15 protein-coding genes are annotated in these 17659 nt (G+C 68.1%); 7 read left to right on the top strand and 8 right to left on the bottom strand.

What is annotated here, in order from left to right; all coding sequences use genetic code 11:
• Window positions 1-81 precede the first annotated feature (81 nt).
• A complete protein-coding gene (locus EAX62_RS15185) occupies window positions 82-3285 on the top strand; it encodes a S41 family peptidase (protein ID WP_121902581.1) in 3204 nt (1067 codons plus the stop codon).
• 39 nt (window positions 3286-3324) lie between these two features.
• Window positions 3325-4593, top strand: coding sequence for an FAD-binding protein (locus EAX62_RS15180; protein WP_121902580.1), 1269 nt, complete (start codon window positions 3325-3327; stop codon window positions 4591-4593).
• 149 nt (window positions 4594-4742) lie between these two features.
• On the opposite strand, the gene EAX62_RS15175 is transcribed toward EAX62_RS15180, so the two are convergent.
• The 7 genes from EAX62_RS15175 to EAX62_RS15150 all read right to left on the bottom strand — a co-directional run bounded on the left by EAX62_RS15175 (window position 4743) and on the right by EAX62_RS15150 (window position 11882).
• Entirely contained in the window at window positions 4743-5387 is a 645-nt protein-coding gene (locus EAX62_RS15175) for a nucleoside/nucleotide kinase family protein (protein WP_121902579.1), read from the bottom strand.
• 206 nt (window positions 5388-5593) lie between these two features.
• Window positions 5594-6223: a DNA-3-methyladenine glycosylase gene (locus tag EAX62_RS15170; RefSeq protein ID WP_121902578.1), complete on the bottom strand. Its 630-nt coding sequence runs from the start codon at window positions 6221-6223 to the stop codon at window positions 5594-5596.
• Window positions 6224-6236: 13 nt separating this feature from the next.
• Complete coding sequence (gene valS / locus EAX62_RS15165) at window positions 6237-8792, bottom strand: valine--tRNA ligase (RefSeq protein WP_121902577.1); 2556 nt, start codon at window positions 8790-8792, stop codon at window positions 6237-6239.
• Between the two features lie 232 nt (window positions 8793-9024).
• Window positions 9025-9447 (bottom strand): GntR family transcriptional regulator, encoded by a 423-nt coding sequence (locus EAX62_RS15160; RefSeq protein WP_233557999.1) that lies wholly within the window; start codon window positions 9445-9447, stop codon window positions 9025-9027.
• On the bottom strand, window positions 9444-10376 hold the full coding sequence (locus EAX62_RS17225; protein WP_233557998.1) for a hypothetical protein: 933 nt from the start codon (window positions 10374-10376) through the stop codon (window positions 9444-9446). The genes EAX62_RS15160 and EAX62_RS17225 overlap by 4 nt, the downstream gene beginning before the upstream one ends.
• A 140-nt stretch (window positions 10377-10516) precedes the next feature.
• A complete protein-coding gene (locus tag EAX62_RS15155) occupies window positions 10517-11308 on the bottom strand; it encodes a DsbA family protein (protein ID WP_121902575.1) in 792 nt (263 codons plus the stop codon).
• Between the two features lie 22 nt (window positions 11309-11330).
• Window positions 11331-11882 (bottom strand): MauE/DoxX family redox-associated membrane protein, encoded by a 552-nt coding sequence (locus tag EAX62_RS15150; protein WP_233557997.1) that lies wholly within the window; start codon window positions 11880-11882, stop codon window positions 11331-11333.
• A gap of 70 nt (window positions 11883-11952) precedes the next feature.
• Between EAX62_RS15150 and EAX62_RS15145 the strand changes: the two genes are divergently transcribed.
• The 5 genes from EAX62_RS15145 to EAX62_RS17410 all read left to right on the top strand — a co-directional run bounded on the left by EAX62_RS15145 (window position 11953) and on the right by EAX62_RS17410 (window position 16328).
• On the top strand, window positions 11953-13299 hold the full coding sequence (locus EAX62_RS15145; protein WP_121902573.1) for a bifunctional folylpolyglutamate synthase/dihydrofolate synthase: 1347 nt from the start codon (window positions 11953-11955) through the stop codon (window positions 13297-13299).
• Window positions 13296-13658 carry a DUF4233 domain-containing protein gene (locus tag EAX62_RS15140; protein WP_121902572.1) on the top strand — a complete coding sequence of 121 codons (363 nt, stop codon included), beginning with the start codon at window positions 13296-13298 and terminating at the stop codon, window positions 13656-13658. The genes EAX62_RS15145 and EAX62_RS15140 overlap by 4 nt, the downstream gene beginning before the upstream one ends.
• Complete coding sequence (gene ndk, locus EAX62_RS15135) at window positions 13655-14065, top strand: nucleoside-diphosphate kinase (RefSeq protein WP_121902571.1); 411 nt, start codon at window positions 13655-13657, stop codon at window positions 14063-14065. Before EAX62_RS15140 ends, ndk begins: the two co-directional genes overlap by 4 nt.
• Window positions 14062-15093 (top strand): CPBP family glutamic-type intramembrane protease, encoded by a 1032-nt coding sequence (locus tag EAX62_RS15130; protein ID WP_147454131.1) that lies wholly within the window; start codon window positions 14062-14064, stop codon window positions 15091-15093. Before ndk ends, EAX62_RS15130 begins: the two co-directional genes overlap by 4 nt.
• 269 nt (window positions 15094-15362) lie before the next feature.
• On the top strand, window positions 15363-16328 hold the full coding sequence (locus tag EAX62_RS17410) for a CPBP family intramembrane glutamic endopeptidase (RefSeq protein ID WP_158600699.1): 966 nt from the start codon (window positions 15363-15365) through the stop codon (window positions 16326-16328).
• Between the two features lie 96 nt (window positions 16329-16424).
• Here EAX62_RS17410 and EAX62_RS15120 read toward each other — a convergent pair whose 3' ends face one another.
• Entirely contained in the window at window positions 16425-17651 is a 1227-nt protein-coding gene (locus tag EAX62_RS15120) for a CynX/NimT family MFS transporter (RefSeq protein WP_158600698.1), read from the bottom strand.
• Between the last annotated feature and the right edge of the window lie 8 nt (window positions 17652-17659).

Below are 17659 nucleotides of genomic sequence, written 5' to 3'. Positions count from 1 at the left end.
CTGCGACTTCGCAGCCTGCGGGGCGTTTCTGAGTCTCTGCGCTGGTGGATGCCCCTCGCCACGTTGGGTAGGTTTGACCCCATGAGCCGTGGCTATTTGAGGTACCCGCACGTCCATGAGGACCATGTGGTCTTCGTCGCCGACGACGACCTGTGGTTGTCGCCCGCGGAGGGCGGACGCGCGCACAGACTCACGGCCGACGGCTACCCGCCGCGCAGCCCCCGGTTCTCGCCGGAGGGAGAGCGTGTCGCGTTCGTCAGTGGGGTGCACGGCGGCCTCGACCTGTACGTGGTGGACCTCGCCGGTGGCCGACGGCGGCTCACCTGGGTGGGCGCCCGCCGCATGCTGGTGTCCGGCTGGCTCGACGCCGACCACATCCTTCTGGCCTCCGACCACGCCGACGGCAACCGGGCCATGACGAGCCTCTTCTCCGTCTCCCTCGACGGTGACCTCGAACGACTTCCCTGGGGGCCCGCCATGGCGGCCGCCCTCCACGGTGACGGTCGCGTCGTCGTGGCATCACCCAACTTCCAGGGCCCCGAGCGGTGGAAGCGCTACCGCGGCGGCATGGCTGTGCGTCTGTGGATCTCGGACCCGGCGCGGCAGACATGGGAACGGCTGCTGCCTGCGGAGAAGGCCAGCCTCGCCCTGCCCTCCTGGGTGGGTGACCGACTGGTGTTCACCTCCGACCTCGGCGCCTCCCTGCCCGGCACACCGGACGGACAGGCACAGGTGTGGTCCGTTGATGGCACCGGCGCCGACCTGCGCCAGCACACGCATCACACGTTCGAGGACGGCTACGTCCGCGACGCCACCACCGACGGCACCCGCGTGGTCTACCACGCCCGCGGACAGCTGTTCATCATGGATTCACTCGACGCCACCCCCCGCCGTATCGACGTCACCACTGCACTCGGGGACCCCGAGCCGATGGTGCTGGCGCCCACCGACCGGCTGGAGGCCGTCGGCCCCGACCACGGTGGCGACGGGTCGCTGCTGGACTGGCGCGGATCCGCCTGGTTCCTCACGCATCGCAGCGGGCCGGCGCGCGCTCTCAGCGATCTGCCGGGCGTGCGCATCCGCGAACCCCAGGTGCTGGGCACCTCCGGGCGTGGGATCTGGGCCAGCGACGCCGAGGGCGACGACTGCCTCGAGACCATGGCGTTGGACGGCGACGGCGACGCCCGGCGGATCGCGCAGGGCAAGCTGGGACGCGTGCTGGGTCTGGCACCCAACACCGACGGCACGCTCGTGGCGGTGGCGAGCCACGACGGCACCGTGTACGTCGTCGACGTCGCGAAGAACACCGTCAGGAAGGTGGGACGCTCCAGTGAGGGCGAGGCCACCGGACTGGTGTTCTCCCCGGACTCCCGCTACCTGGTGTGGCGTGAAGCGGTCGCGAACGAGGGCATGCTGGGCCGGCTCGTGGGTCACGACCTGACCGATGACAAGGCCTTTCAGCTGACCCGCGGCCAGTTCAACGACTTCTCCCCGTCCTTCAGCCAGGACGGCAAGTACCTGTACTTCCTGTCCAGCCGCACCATCGACCCCACCTACGACGAGCTCACCTTCGACCTGTCGTTCACCAACACCGTGCGGCCGTTCGTGGTCCCCGTCCGCGCTGAGGATCCCGCACCGTTCGGGCCGTCCGCTGACGGCTGGGCCATCAGTGAGGCCGAGGAGGAGGAGCCCAAGCAGGGAGCCCCCGAGGAGCCGAAGCCGGACCCCGTGGTGCTGGACCTGGACGGGTTCGAGGACAGGATGCTGCCGCTGCCCGTGCCCTCCGGCCGTTATGCATGGCTGGATACCACCCGCAACGGGGTGCTGTGGCGCCGTATGTCGGCCTACACGGGCGAACTCGGCTCCGGGAAGGTGCCGGGCGACGAGGCCAAGGACTCCGTGGAGTTCTACGACGTGACCAAGCGCAAGCTCGCCGTCGTGGTGGACGCCTGTGACAGCGCCCAGGTCAGCGGCGACGGCAGGCAGCTGGTGGTGCGCAACGGTGACGACGTGTTCGTGCAGTCCGCCGAGTCCAAGCCCGGTGAGGACGAGGACGCCCACATCGGCGTCGACCTCAGCCGCCTGCGTCGCCGCATCAACCCCCGCGACGAATGGCGGCAGATGTTCGACGAGAACGCCCGCCTGATGCGCGACCACTACTGGCGGGAGGACATGGACGGGATCGACTGGGCCGCCGTCTGTGCCGGGTACCGCCCGCTGGTGGAGGAACTCGCCAGCCACGACGACCTCGTGGACGTTTTGTGGGAGACGGTCGGAGAACTCAACACGTCCCACGCCTACGTGTTCCCGCCCGCCGACGGCGACGGCCCCGGCACCGGATGGTTGGGGGCGGAGTTCGCCCGCAACGCGAAGGGTGAGGTCACCATTGCCCGCATCCTGCCGGGGGAATCCTCCGACCCGAGTGCACGCTCGCCCCTGCGGGCCGCTGGAGTCGGCGCACAGGAGGGCGACGTCGTCGTGGCCATCGACGGCCGCCCCACGGCCGAGGTGCCGGACATCGGGGTGCTGCTGCAGGGTGCCGCGGACAAGGTGGTGGAGCTCTCTCTCGTCCGCGGCCGCATGAAGCGGCGCGTGGCGGTGGTCCCCATCCACAGTGAGGCAAGCCTCCATTACCACGAGTGGGTTGCCAGCCGTGCCGCCTATGTGACCGAGAAGTCCGGTGGGCGGATCGGGTACGTGCACGTGCCGGACATGGCCGCGCACGGCTGGGCCGAGTTCCACCGGCTCATCGAGGCCGCCACGCGCTGCGACGCCGTGATCGCCGACGTGCGCTTCAACGGAGGTGGCCACACCTCGGAACTGGTCATCGAACGGCTTGCACGCAAGGTCATCGGGTGGGGCTTCGGCCGCCACTTCGACAAGCCGTTCACCTACCCCACACAGGGCCTGCGAGGTCCCGTGGTGTTCGTCACCAACCCCTACGCGGGCTCCGACGGTGACATCGTCACCGGTGCAGCCCAGAACCTGGGGCTCGGCCCCGTGGTGGGGGAGCGCAGCTGGGGTGGCGTCGTGGGCATCGACGGCCGGTTCTCCCTGGTGGATGGCACCGAGGTGACGCAGCCGCGCTACGCCCACGCCTTCGACCTGCAGGGCTACGGGCTCGAGAACCACGGCACCGACCCCGACATCGTCGTGCCCGTGGGCCCGGCGGACTGGGAGTCCGACGGCGACGTGCAACTGGACGTCGCCATCGCGCAGGCGTTGCAGCGCCTCGCCGACAAGCCGGCGGCAACACCGCCTGCGATCCCCCCGGCACGCGTCTGAGTACACGGGCGTCCGCGCCACGAACAAGGAGACTTCTCCATGGAGAGCACCACGCAGGGAAGTGCCGTCGGGCGCAACTGGGCGGGCAACATCGCCTACGGCGCCACGCGGCTCGTCGAGCCGGGCAGCGTCGACGAACTGGTGGATCTGGTGGCGTCGGAGGCCCGGGTGCGGGTGCTGGGCAGCCGGCACTCCTTCAACGACCTCGCCGACACCGACGCGGTGCTGGTGTCCCTGGCCGCCATCGCCGGGAACTCCGAGGTGCTCCGCATCGACGAGAAGACCATCAGGGTGCCTGCAGGGATGCGGTACGGCGACCTCGTACCAACGCTTGAGCGCTGGGGTGTGGCGCTGGCAAACCTGGCGTCGCTGCCGCACATCTCCGTGGGCGGGGCCGTGCAGACGGGCACCCACGGCTCCGGCGACCGCATCGGCTCACTTGCCACCCAGGTCGCGGGCCTCCAGATGATCACCGGTGCCGGTGAGCAGGTCCACCGCTCGCGCGGTGACGACGACTTCGATGGCGCCGTCGTCGCACTGGGTGCACTCGGGATCGTCACCCAGATCGACCTCGACGTCGAGCCCACCTACGAGGTTGCCCAGAGCGTATGGGAAGGGGCCCGGTGGGACGACGTCCTGGAGGACCTCGACGCCGTCACGACCGCCGGCAACAGCGTCAGTTTCTTCACCACCTGGCAGGACCGGGACGCCATCGACCAGGTCTGGGTCAAGACCCGCACGTCAGCCACCCCTGCGGGACTGCCCCTGCCGGGTGTCCGCACCGCTGACGGGGAGCGCCACCCCATTCCCGGCATCAATCCGGAGCCGTGCACGCGCCAGCAGGGTGTGCCCGGTCCATGGTTCGACCGGCTCCCACACTTCCGTCTGGCGTTCACACCGTCGGTGGGGGAGGAACTGCAGACCGAGTACCTCCTGCCTCGCAAGGACGCCGTCGCGGCCATCGAGGCGGTCCGCGGCTTCGCCCACGAGATCGCGCCCCTGCTCCACGTCAGCGAGATTCGCACCATGGCCGGGGATGATCTGTGGCTCTCCCCGGCGTACGGGTCGCCGACGGTTGCCCTCCACTTCACGTGGAAGCCGGACGAGGAAGCCGTCCGCGGCCTCCTCCCACGGCTGGAAGCAGCCCTGCCCGCGAGCGCCAGGCCGCACTGGGGCAAGGTGTTCACCATGGCACCGAACGTGATCGCGGCACGCTACCCACGCTGGGATGACTACCGGGATCTCGTGAGTCGCCTGGACCCGCAACGTCGCTTCGTCAACCCGTACCTGGCCCGCCTCGGGCTCTGAGGATCCCGTCGGCGGCCGCACCCTCGCCATCAGATACACCCTGCGTGCCTCCGGGCTCCCGCTCTCCCCATCGCTGGCGGAGGCGGGGGCGGTTGTGCATGGCCGAAGGGCACGCGTCATGTGTTGATCGGCGGAATCCTGATCCCTGTTCAACTCAGACGTATCACCAGGTCGGCGTTGTGTCGGCTGCCCCGGACGAGTTCGGCGTTCGGCTCATCCGTGGACAGCGCCCAACCTCGGGCCTCTTCCGGGGTCCTGCCGTACCGCTCATGACGGGCGACGAGCTGAGACATCCGCCGTTCTTCGTCGGGCTCCAGGAACCAGGCGTGGTCCAGAAGTTTGCTCACCCCAGACCACGGCGGCTCGTCGAGCAGGAGGTAGTTGCCCGTGGTGATGACCAGTTGACAGGACTCCGCAACCGCGGTCGCGCCGACGATCGCCAGATCACGTTCACGGTCGAAGACGGGCGCGTACACGGTTCCAGACCCAGGATCCCGAAGCCTTCGGAGAAGATCGACGTAGCCAGCCGCGTCAAAGGTGTCTGCGGCGCCCTTCCTGTCGCGCCTTCCCAGCCGGGTGAGCAGATCGTTGGACAGGTGATAGCCGTCCATTTCGACCACCTGGGCCGTGGGACCAACTGCCATGGCGATCATGTCGGCGATCGTCGACTTCCCTGATCCTGGGGCCCCGACCAGCCCCAGGACCTGCCGGCCGGCCAGATCCGTCAGCGCAACCGCGCGGGCGACCACTTCCTCCGTCGACGCCACGATCGTTCGTTGTCCCTCACTTTTCATGATCCTCATCCTCCACCCCTGCGCGGAGGCTGTTCGTGGGCGCCGAGCCGGCGACCGCACCCAGTCGGGACGTGGACGCGACGCTGCACCCGCACGACTCACGGTGGACGAACGTGGACTTGAGCTGGACACGTCGTCCGGGAAGCTCGGGGTGGGCGATCCTCGAAAGAACGAGCTCGGCGGTGTGCTCCACGAGATCCGCCGGGTCAGCGGTTCAGGGGGCCCGGGCCGGAGACGGTCGGGTCCCCCGGGATCCTGTAGCGCAGCTGCAGGTGCTCGGGGTCCGTGGCCTCCGGTCGCAGGCCAATGCGCGGGCCCGTCGCGACGAGGGGCTTGCTGAGGCGGTCGGACACCCAGATGGGGGAGTCACGTGCGCAGAGGTCCAGGCCGTCGTCCAGCCAGTTGATGCCCAGCACGACTGTCAGCCGGCCGGGGCCCTGCGCCAGGTCGCGGTCGCGTCTCGTCACGCCCGCAGCGGAGCGGCGGGCGCGGGCCAGTTCGATACCCGCCACCACCTCCCCGGCACGCACGAGGCAACCGTTGGCGTGGTCCTTCGTGGAGGCCACGATGTTGCAGCACGAATGCAGGCCCATGTGGCGGTACACGTACAGGTGGCCGGCGTCGCCGAACATCGTCTTGTTGCGTGGGGTGAGACCACGGAAGGCGTGCGAGCCGGGATCGTCCTCACCGTCATAGGCCTCCAGCTCCGTGATGCGCACCACGATGCCATCAGCGCTCACGATGTGGCAGCCCAGCAGCCGGGGGGCGAGTTCGCGCACGGGGTGCTGGAAGAACTCGCGAGGCAGCCGGGGCCACTCCACGTCGGTGATCAGCACAGCAGGTCGCTGATCAGGCGCTCTGTTCGACCAGCTCGACCTGCACCGCGAGCGGCTGGTCGTTGGTGCTCCACGTCACGTCACCGACGAGGCGTCCCACCGATCGGAGGTCAGCCTCGATGGTCTTGAGGCGTTCGACCACGTCGGCCGGTCCCGAGAAGGCTGCCGTGGACACCTCGGTCTTCATGGAGACCTTGGCGTTCGACTTCGCCCCCCGGATGGTGATGAGTGCTGCTGCCACATCCCCCAGGAGGGCGCCGTCGCCGTCGACGGACAGTTCGTCGACACTCGGCCAGGCGGCGCGGTGGATGGACCCCTCGTGGGTCCAGCGCCAGGCCTCTTCCGTGACGAAGGGCATGAACGGGGCGAACAGACGCAGCTGGACATCAAGTGCCAGCGCCAACGCGGCCAGCGCCGACGCCTGCTCCTCTGAGGACTGTGCACCGTAGGCGCGCTCCTTGACGAGCTCCAGGTAGTCGTCGCAGAACGACCAGAAGAACGTCTCGGCCTTCTCCAGTGCGGAGGTGTAGTCGAAGGCGTCGAAGGCCGCGGTGGCGCCGCGCACCACGTCGGCAAGGCCGGCCAGCACCGCCTTGTCGACGGGGTTGGTGACGGCCTCGAGGCCGCCGGCGTCAGCGGCCAGCGACAGCACGAACTTGGCGGCGTTCAACAGCTTCATGGCGAGGCGTCGGCCCACCTTCATCTGCGACTCGTCGAAGGGGGAGTCCAGCCCGGGGCGGGCCATGGCGGCGCGCCAGCGGACGGCGTCGGAGCCGAACTTGTCGAGGATGTCGGTGGGGACCACCACGTTGCCCTTGGACTTGGACATCTTCTTGCGGTCCGGGTCTGTCACGAAACCCGAGATGGTGGCGCGCTTCCACGGCAGCGAGCCGTTCTCGAAGTGCGCACGGACCACGCGGCTGAACAGCCAGGTGCGGATGATGTCGTGGGCCTGGGGAGCCATGTCCATGGGGAACGTGAGGTTGAACAGTTCCTCGTCGCGCTCCCATCCGCAGGCGATCTGCGGGGTCAGCGACGAGGTGGCCCACGTGTCCATGATGTCGGGGTCGGCCATGAAGCCGCCCGGCTGGTTCCGCTGCTCCTCGCTGTACCCGGCGGGGCGGTGGCGCACCGGGTCGACGGGCAGCGACGCCTCGTCGGCCATCAGCGGACGGTCGTGATCGGGTTCACCGTCGGCGTCCAGGGGGTACCAGACCGGGAACGGGACACCGAAGAAGCGCTGGCGGGAGATGAGCCAGTCGCCCGCCAGGCCGCCCACCCAGTTCTCGTAGCGGTGGCGCATGTACTCGGGCGAGAATTCCAGCTCCTTGCCGCGCTCCAGGAACGTGGCCTTCAGCTCGTCGTCGCGTCCGCCGTTGCGGATGTACCACTGGCGGGTGGCGACGATCTCGAGGGGCTTGTCGCCCTTCTCGTAGAAGTTCGCCATGCGGGTGGTGGGCTTGGGCTCGCCGTCGAGGTCGCCCGATTCGCGCAGCATCGCGACGGTGGCCTCGCGTGCCGAGAACGCCGTCTTGCCGGCCAGCGCCTCGTAGGCCTCGGTGTTGGTGACCCACTCAGGCATGTCACGGATGAAGCGGCCGTCGCGGCCGATCACGGTGCGGGTGGGCAGGTTCAGCTCGCGCCACCACATGACGTCGGTGAGGTCGCCGAACGTGCAGCACATGGCGATGCCTGCACCCTTGTCGGGCTCGGCGGCGGGGTGCGCCATGACGGGGATCTCGACGCCGAACAGTGGGGAGGTGACGGTGGTGCCGAAGAGGCCCTGGTACCGCTCATCGTCCGGGTGGGCGATGAGTGCGCAGACGCTGACCAGAAGCTCGGGCCTGGTGGTCTCGATGTGGATGGGCTGCCCGTCGGCACCGTGGAAGGCAACCCGATGGTAGGCACCGGGGTACTCACGGGCCTCCAGCTCAGCCTGCGCGACGGCGGTGGAGAACGTCACGTCCCACAGCGTCGGGGCAAAGGAGAGGTACGCCTCCCCGCGGGCGTGGTTGCGGAGGAACGCCTTCTGGGCCACCTTCTGCGACTCGTCGGAGATGGTGGCGTACAACGTGTCCCAGTCCACGGACAGGCCGAGCTGGCGCCACATGTCCTCGAACGCCTGCTCGTCGACGGCCGTCAACTCGTGGCACAACTCGATGAAGTTGGCGCGGCTGATGGGCACCTGGCGCTTCGGGTCGGGCTTGGCCGGTGCCGTGAAGTCGGGGTCGTAGGGGATCGACGGGTCGCAGCGGACGCCGTAGAAGTTCTGGACCCGGCGTTCCGTGGGAAGGCCGTTGTCGTCCCAGCCCATCGGGTAGAACACCTGCTTGCCCTGCATGCGCTGGTAGCGGGCCACCAGGTCGGTGTGGGTGTAGCTGAAGACGTGACCGACGTGCAGCGAGCCGGACACCGTCGGGGGAGGGGTGTCGATGCTGAAAACGTCAGTGCGGCTGCCGGGGCGCTCGAAGGCGTAGGTCTTCTCGTCGCGCCACACCCGGCTCCACTTCGACTCCAGTCCCTCGAGGACGGGTTTGTCAGGAAGGCCGGTCGGCTGGTGCTCACTCATGGGGTGAATCCTAGTGACTCCGGGGGACCCGCCCCAATTGCGGCTCGGCCCGGCCGTTCGAGGATGTCCGACACCTTGAGTTTTGTTCCCTGCGTGTCGCCATGAGGGACGAATGGCGGTGTTTCGAAGGGCTGGTGAGGTGGGGGAGGTCCTTGGATACGCCCTCCTCGTTCGTCGCGGGGCCACTCAGGAAACGAAGTGGCGTGCGCTGCTCGTTCCTCGCTGCGTCTACTCAGGAGACGGATTGTGGGGGCCGACTCGTCCCTTGCTGCGGCTCCTGCGCATGCATGGCCTGCTCGACCGTGGCGGCCAGCGACTCCGGGGACATCCCGAGCGCGACTGCGTGGCCGACCACCTCATGCACCAACTGCATGAGGCGCTCCTCCCGCGTCCCGCCTTTCAGCAGTGTCGTCGGGGCCGTGACGCGTGTGCCTGCGCCCCGGCGCGAGACCACCAGGCCACCCTTCTCGAGTTCGGCGTAGGTGCGGGCCACCGTCCCGGCTGCCAGCGACAGGTCGGCGGCCAGTTGGCGGACCGACGGCAGGCGCTGTCCGTCGACGAGTCCCCCCGTGCTGATGAGCTCCTCGAGTTGTCGACGAAGTTGCTCATACGGGGGGGTCGGGTCGAAGGTGTCGACGCGCACTCGCAGGCTCACGGGATCACCACGGGTGTCTCTGCCGCGTGGGGAGCCGGCCTCAGGGGTGCCGTGGCGCCCGGCAGCAGGAGGATGACGACGCACCACACCGTCATCGGTAGCGCCGCCAGCGTCAGGAGTAGTGCCCCCCATCCCGGGATCCGGAGCAGGAGGGGGACGACGTTGCGCGGGTTGGCCAGGTTCGTCACCAACAGACTGACGGCGAACAGGCTTGCGGCACTCGCCAGACCCACCGCGGCAACGACGGATTCCACGGCGCGGGCACGGACAACGTCGTCCACGCGCACGATTTCCGGGTCTGATGCGTCGCGGGGGCGACGCACGGTGACCAGGACTGTTGCCACAGCCAGGGCAACGACGATGGCGAGCAGAACCGCGAGGGGAACGGCGTAGTAGGAGCCCGGCCACGGGCCGAAGCCCGCCGTGCACACGGTGTCGCACGGGTACGAATACGTGAAGGAGCGACCATCCCGGCCCATGTCGTCGGGGGCGCCCACTGCGGTCGTCCACGCCAGGACCAGCCCGAGAATGACTGTGGCGGACGCGGCCAGCGCTGTGAGGCCCCTGGGCAGGTACGGGCGCAAACGGCGGACCTCGAGCCCTGCAGTGCCACGTGTCCGGGCCGCGTCGTGTGTGACGGCGCCGGCCACCAGCGTTGCGAGGACCTGCGTCAGGGCGAACACGGCGGGCGAGAGCAACAGCCCGAGGCCCAGGCGCTCCGCGTTCGCCAGCATGGCGACCACGAGGATGCCGACGACCAGTCCCACGACCCGCGCCACGGTGTTCACCGACCGCAACCGTGCCAGGGCGGGGAAGTCCTGCTCGTTGATGGTCACGAGCCGGCGACGGCGGGGGACGGCGATGAGCACGGCTGCCAGCAGCGTGATGATCGCGACGATCGGGAACAGCAACAGCAGGCCACCGGACATGTCACACCTCTTGTATTGGATGAGTGGTACAAGTGAAGTGTTGTCCGTCGTGCGGCTTGTGTCAAGAGATTGCTACAAACTGATACTCCTGGAACACACAACCGCCGCCCCCTGTCGGGGACGGCGGCTGTGATGGTGGATCAGTTGTTGGCCTCGTTGATGGCCCGCAGCATGTCCTCCGGTGTCGGCTGGATCAACGGCTGGTTGCTCGCGTCGGCGAACTCCAGCTTGTTCTCTCCCACCATGTAGGTGGGTGTCCCCGAGATGCCGTCTCGGGTGAACTGGTCGTTGGCGCTCTTCACGAAATCGGCGAACGCCTTGCCGTCGTAGAGTTCCTGGAACTTCGTGAGGTCTGCGCCGGTGATCCCCGCCTCGGTGGGGAAGTCGACGCGCAGCTGCTGGTCCGTGTAGCCCACACCCTCCTCCGGCTGGTCCTTGTAGACCGTCTCGTGGAACTCGCGGAACTTGCCCACCTCGTCGGCCGCGGCTGCCGCCAGGGCAGCGCGCTCGGAGGAGTCGTTGCGCAGGAGCGGGTCAAGGAAGTGCGCAGTGCGGATCTCGACGGTGATCTTGCCCTCGTCGACGAGCTGCTTCACCACGGAGCCGAAAGCCTCCTCGCGTGCCGCGCAGGCGGGGCACTGGTAGTCCTCCCAGATGACCAGGTGCGCCGCGTCCGCGGCGGGTTCGACGTCCTTGGTCTTCAGCTCGATGCCGAACTTCTCGGTTGCATTGGGCGGCGTCTGCTGGTCGGCGGACGGACCATTCTTGGCGAGCGTCTGCGTGATGACCAGCGCGAGAATCACCACCACCACGACGGCCACGGCTCCCAGCGAGATCCACAGGATGCGGCTGTTGCGCTTGGCGCGGGCCTCTTCGGCCTCGGCCTTCAGTCGCATTGCCTCACGGCGGCTTGGGCCAGCATTGTTGGCCATACGGTCACTCCTTGGTTGGTGATCAGTGATCGGGGTCGTCGTCGAAGTCGTCGTCGGTCAGGGCGTCGCCGGAAACGGGGACACCTCCGCCCAACAACGTGTGGTCGAGGCTGAAAAGGGAACGGGGGCGCACCAGAAGCCAGACGCAAAGAGCTGACATGCCGAGGTTCTCGGCAATCTTCAGCGGGTACTGGGTGTCCTCCGCGGACACCTCACCCCCGGTGCCGAAGCATCCACAATCGATGCTGATGCCCTGGCTCCACACCCACGCGATCCCGCCGATGAACACGACAAGCATCATGAGGGTGACCGCTGCCGCGCCGCGGGTCAACAGTCCCGCTATCAGCAGGAGTGCGGCCACGATCTCCACCACGGGAAGGATGTAGGCGAGGATGTCGCTCATCCACAACTCCGGCAACAACTGGTAGGCCCGGATGTTCTGCACGAAGAGAGGAATGTTGGTGATCTTCGTGATCCCCGCGTAGAGGAAGACGATGCCGGGAACCAGTCGGGCCACCAGACCAACCCAGTCACGCCAGTTGTGGATGCTGGGGGCGGTATGGCTCTCGTTCACGGGCACATCTTAACCGGGCGGCCAAGCGAGTTCTCGCGCGGCTCCGCCCAGTCGATACTCTGGGGGCATCATGACCAAGACATCGCACGACGCCCTCGTCGCCCAGCTGACCAGCAGATGGCCCGAAAGCCGCGTGGCACCCAGCCTCAGCCGGATCCAGGCGGTGATGGACCTCATGGGTGATCCTCAGCGCTCCATACCCGTGATCCAGGTGGCCGGCACCAACGGCAAGGGCAGCACCGCCATCATGATCGAGGCGCTGCTGCGAGCGTCCGGCCTGCGGGTGGGGAGGTTCGCGAGCCCCCACCTCTCTGACGTGCGCGAACGGATCGTCATCGACGGTGAGCCCATCAGCGTGGAGCGCTTCGACGAGGTGTGGAGCGAGTTCAAGCCTTTCGTCGACATGGTCGACGAACAGAAACTGGACGGCGTGGACATGACCTTCTTCGAGGTCATCACCGGCATGGCCTACGTGGCGTTCGCGGACGCGCCCGTGGACGTGGCCGTGGTGGAGGTGGGCCTTGGGGGCCGCTGGGACGCCACGAGCGTCATGGAGCCCAAGGTGTCGGTGGTGTGCCCCATCGGGCTGGACCACACCCACATCCTGGGCAACACCATCGCCCAGGTGGCCACGGAGAAGGCCGGGATCATCAAGGAGGGCAGCATCGCTGTCCTCGCAGGTCAGGATCCCGCCGCAGCGCAGGTGCTGCTGGCGCGCGCCGTCGAGGTGGGTGCTGAGGTCAAGGCTGAGGGTCCGGACTTCGGTCTGCTGGGACGACAGATGGCCGTCGGCGGACAACTGCTGCGCATCGACACTGCCGGGGGACCTGTCCCGGACGTGTTCCTGCCACTGTTCGGGGAACACATGGCCCGTAACGCCGCACTGGCGGTGGCGGCCGTTGAGGCCTTCCTGGGTGGCAAGCCCCTGTCGTCGGAGATCATCACCGAGGGCCTGGGCTCTGTCGAGGCACCCGCGCGACTGGAGTTGGTCAAGACCTCGCCCGCCATCGTGCTGGACACCGCCCACAACCCGCAGGCGGCGCGCGCCACCATCGACGCCGTCACCGAATCGTTCGCGTTCGCTCCCATGATCGGCGTGGTGGCCATGATGGCGGACAAGGATTCCGCCTCTGTGCTGCAGATTTTCGCGGAGCAGATGGACGAAGTGGTCATCACCCGGATCGCGAACTCGCCCCGCGCCCGCGCCGTCGACGACCTGGCGGCCGAGGCCGAGGACATTTGGCCCAGCGGAAAGGTCCACCGTGCCGAGCGCATGGTGGACGCCATTGAAATGGCGGCCACACTGGCGGACTTCTCCGGCCCGCTCGCGGGTGTGCTGATCGCAGGCTCCGTCATTGCCGCCGGGGAGGCACGTGATCTCCTCGTCAGCGACGAGAAGCCCGCGGACGAGTCATGAGGCTCACCCCCACCAACCCGTTGCGCTCCGCACTGATGTCGGTCCTCGTCTTCGAGGTCATCGTGTTCTGGCTCGGCTTCGCCGGGATGGTGCAGGTGTCCGGCATCAGTCCCGTGACCGCAGGACTGTGGGTGGGGGCGGCCAGCCTGCTGGCTATCGTGGCCACCGCAGGGTTGCGACGCGGTTGGGGCTACCCTGTGGGCTGGTTGACCCAGCTGGCCGCCATCGCCCTCGGCCTGCTCACCCCGTGGATGTACGCGATGGGGCTCATGTTTACGTTGATCTGGACAATTTCGTTCGTCCTGGGCAAGCGCCTGGAGAACCGACCGAACCCCAACAAGGAAGCGGGACACCCGTGATCGAGCGGACCTTCGTCATCATCAAGCCCGACGCCGTGGCCGCAGGGCACGTCGGCAACATCCTCAACCGCTACGAGGAGGCCGGTTTCCGCCCCGAGGCAATGGAACTGCGCACCATCGACGGCGAGTTCGCGGACAAGCACTACGCCGAACACCTCGAGCGTGACTACTACCCGCCGCTGCGGGAGTTCATGACCGAGGGCCCGCTCGTCGCGATGATCCTCTCCGGCAAGGACGCCCTCCTGGGCGTCCGGGAGCTCAACGGCCTGACGGACCCCTCGAAGGCGGCGCAGGGCACCATCCGCGCTGACTTCGGCACCTCCGTGCGCACCAACTGCGTTCACGCCTCAGACAGCCCCGAGTCGGCGTCGTCGGAGATCGGGCTCTGGTTCCCGGGTCGCGCATGACGCAGCACGACGGCCGCCAGCCCCTGTACGGTCCACCCCCGGGATGGGGGCGGCCCGCAGGGGAGTCATCCGAGCCCTACGCGGTCCCGCAGCGTTGGTCCTCCATGCCGTCCGGACTCCCGACGGGGCCCAGCACCTATCCGATGTTCTGGCGGACACCGGCCTCCACCGTGGGCGGCAGGATCCAGGGGATCTTCGTGGCGCTGGTCGGCCTTCTGGTGGCGACACTGGCCTCGGGTGCCCTGACCTCGGTGGCCTACATTCTCGTCGTCGATCCGCTCGCGGCATGGCTGGGCGACACGACGGCGGGCGTTGTACTCGTCTCACTGGCGGCCAGTGCCCTGGCGTTCGCTCCGCTGGTCCCCATGGCCTACCTGGCAGCCATGATCTTGCGGCAGGAGGGTAGGTGGCTGCACTCGGTCGCGGGCCGGGTGCGCTGGGGTTGGGCGCTGCAATGCCTGGCCGTCGGCCTGGTGGCTGCCCTGGCATGGATGGGGATTGGCGCCATCGCCGGGTCACCGTTCCTCACGTCATCCGGCACCCTCGACTGGTGGCTGTTCCCCGTTGTTCTCATCCTCCTCCTGGTCACTGCGACCGGCGGCGAGTACATGCTGCGCGGTGTCCTGAACCGTGGTGTGGCGTCACTCGTGTCCGGGCCGGGAGTGGGCGCCGTGCTGGGAGCAGTGGTGAGCAGCTTCGTGAACGTGCTGATGAGCAGCGTCGTCTTCATCTACACCGGGGACGGCTGGGGTGCCGCTGCCGTGTTGGTGCTCGGGCTCCTTCTCGCGTTCATCGTCTGGCAGACCGGTGGTCTGGAGGCCGCCGTGGCGATGAGCATGGCCTCGGGCCTCATTTCCTACGCCCCCCTGTTCGGCCCCGGCCTGCAGGATGTGGCCGGGCTTTCTCTCGGACTCCCGCCGGCCGTCGTTCGACTGGCTCCCATGATCGTGATCGCCGGCATCATCACCCTGATGGCCCGGGCACAAGGGGTCCAGAGGACCGCCTCGCCTGACGCCATCACCCACTGAACCAGCAAGGACCCCCCATGACGCATCCCCCCACCGACTGGTCGCCCGAGCCGGTCAGGTCCGCTCAGCCCGACGGATCGACACCGCCGCCAGCCTCGGCGAACCCATCCCCTGGCTGGTCACCGCCTCCGGGCTGGACACCGCCCCCTGGTTGGACACCGTCGCAGGGCGCGCCACCCCCCGGTTGGGCGCCCCCGCAGGGCATGCCGCCCGGCCCACCCATGCAGTGGGGGCCACCGCAGCCGTGGCAGCCCACGCCGAAGCCACCCATGCTGCCCGTCGAGCCGCGGGAGTACCCCGCCTTCTGGCGTGCGCCCGGCATCCGGGCATGGCGACCCATCCTGGCGATCGTGCTGGGTGCCATCGGCTTCTTCGTGTCGTCGCTGATCGTCACCATCGCGGCGGTGTTCCTTGAGGCAGCCATCACAGGGGGCAGCGTCGCCGACGCGTTCCTTGCGCTCTCCGACGGCGTCATCACGCCCACGATCTTCCTCGCCAACAGCGTCTCGCTGGGTGTGTTGGTGCCCCTGTCGTTCCTGCTGTCTCGTGTCGTGGGGCAGAAGGGCGGCTGGATCAGCTCCGTCATGGGCCGCGTGCGGTGGGCGTGGTTGCTGAAGTGTTTCGTGGTCAGCTTCATCGCCGTCGGCGCCTTCATCGTCATCAGCACCACCGTGGACGGCTGGGACCAGATGGAGCTGTCGGCCAGGCCTGGGTGGTGGTGGCTACTGATAGGCGTCATCCTCGTGACGCCGTTCCAGGCTGCTGGCGAGGAGTACCTCATCCGCGGCGTCCTGAATCGTGGCGTGGCGTCCCTGATCCCGCCGCGCGTGGCTGGAGCCGTCGCCGGCGCCATCGTCAGCAGTGGGGTGTTCATGCTGTTGCACGGCGCAGGCGACATCTGGCTCAACATCACCTACTTCACGATGGGCATGCTGTTCTCCTACCTCACCTGGCGCACCGGTGGGTTGGAGGCCGGGGTGGCCATGCACGCGGCCAACAACCTCGTGGCGCTGGCGTTCCTGCCGTTCCAGGACATCAGCGACATCTTCGACAGGGAGGCCGGCACGGGTGGTCCCGCTGTGCTGCTGCAGCTCGTCCTGCTCGGGGTGGCCGGGATCGTCATCGTGGTGATGGCACGCCGCTCCGGTGTCGAAAGGGCCGCGGCGCCCGCCGCCAACGCTCCGGATCAGGGCTTTCCGGCCCCACTGCCGGCTGGTGGTCCCCAGTCATACTGAGACCGCTGTGACAAGTGTTGCCCCATGGGCCCCACCCTTCGCGCGGAAAGCGCCCCGCTCTGGTGGTGGCCGGGTGGGGGAGTTGGCGTAGACCCCTCAGAGAGAGGGCACCACGTCGGGGGGACCTGACGGGAGTTCGTCCTCGATGAACCACGTTCTGCAGCACTTGATCCCCACGAACGTCATGGGGATCACCAGTATCAGCTGGAACCCTATGGACCAGGACCAGTTCTCCGTGCGCGCATGCAGGACGCCGACGATGAACGGTCCACTCGCGGCGATGAGATAGCCCACCGACTGCGCGAATCCCGAGAGCGCCGCCGTGCCGCTGGCGGTACGCGACCGCAGCCCCAGCAGCGCCAGGATCAGGGGGAAACTGGCGGTCCCGAAGGCCAAAAATATGGCCCACAGCCACGGCAGCGTGGTGGGTGCCAGCCACAACCCGAGGTAGCCGGCCACCAGGAAGGCCATGATGAGGAGGAAGAGTCCGACGGGTTCCGCCTTGCGGCTCGCGTAGATGGGGGTGAAGAAGGAGGGGATGATCCCGGCTCCGGTGGCGATGCCGAGCATCAGTCCCGCCGACACCTCGCTGAGGCCCGCGTCGATGTAGATGGTGGGCAGCCACCCGAAGATCGTGTAGGCCTGCGCGGACTGGATCCCGAACATGACCGCTATGGCCCACCCCATGCGGGTGCGGGCCACGCTGGCCACGGAGTAGTGATGCGCCACGGGCCCCGTGGAGTGCTTGGCCTTGGCGTAGCGCAGCATCGGCAACCAGCACAGCAACGCCGCGAGACCGATGGCAGTGGTCGCGGTGAACGCCGCCCTCCAACCACCGAGTGCGACGGCCAACGGGTACGTGGCGGCGCTGGCTGCGGTGACCCCCAGAGTCAGGGAGAGGGAGTACAACGACGTCGCCAGCCCGATCCGCTGCGGGAAATGCAGCCGCACGAGGCTGGGCAGCAACACGTTGGACAGTGCCATGCCGCCGAGTGCCACAACGCTGAACAGGAGGAAGAGCCCCGCAGAGGGCGCCCACGCCCTGGCACCCTGTCCCACCACGAGCGCCACCAGGGCGATGCCGATGGTCCGGTGCGCTCCGATGCGACTCGCAATGGAGGGTGCCAGGGCTCCGAAGACGGCGAAGCACAGGGCAGGAAGGGACGTCAGCAGTCCAGCGAGGGCGCCGCCCATGCTGAGGTCTGCGGTGATCTGCTTCAACACCGGCCCCACGGAGGTGGCGAGCGGGCGCAGGTTGAACGCCAACAGGAGAATGGCGATGAGGGCGATCGTGGTGTCCCTCGACGGGCGCCTGGTCTGCATGTGGGTTC

The organism is Tessaracoccus antarcticus, from assembly GCF_003688855.1.
Lineage (GTDB): Bacteria > Actinomycetota > Actinomycetes > Propionibacteriales > Propionibacteriaceae > Arachnia > Arachnia antarctica.
Note: the sequence above shows the minus strand (reverse complement) of the source record. Positions and strands in the feature narration are given on the sequence as shown.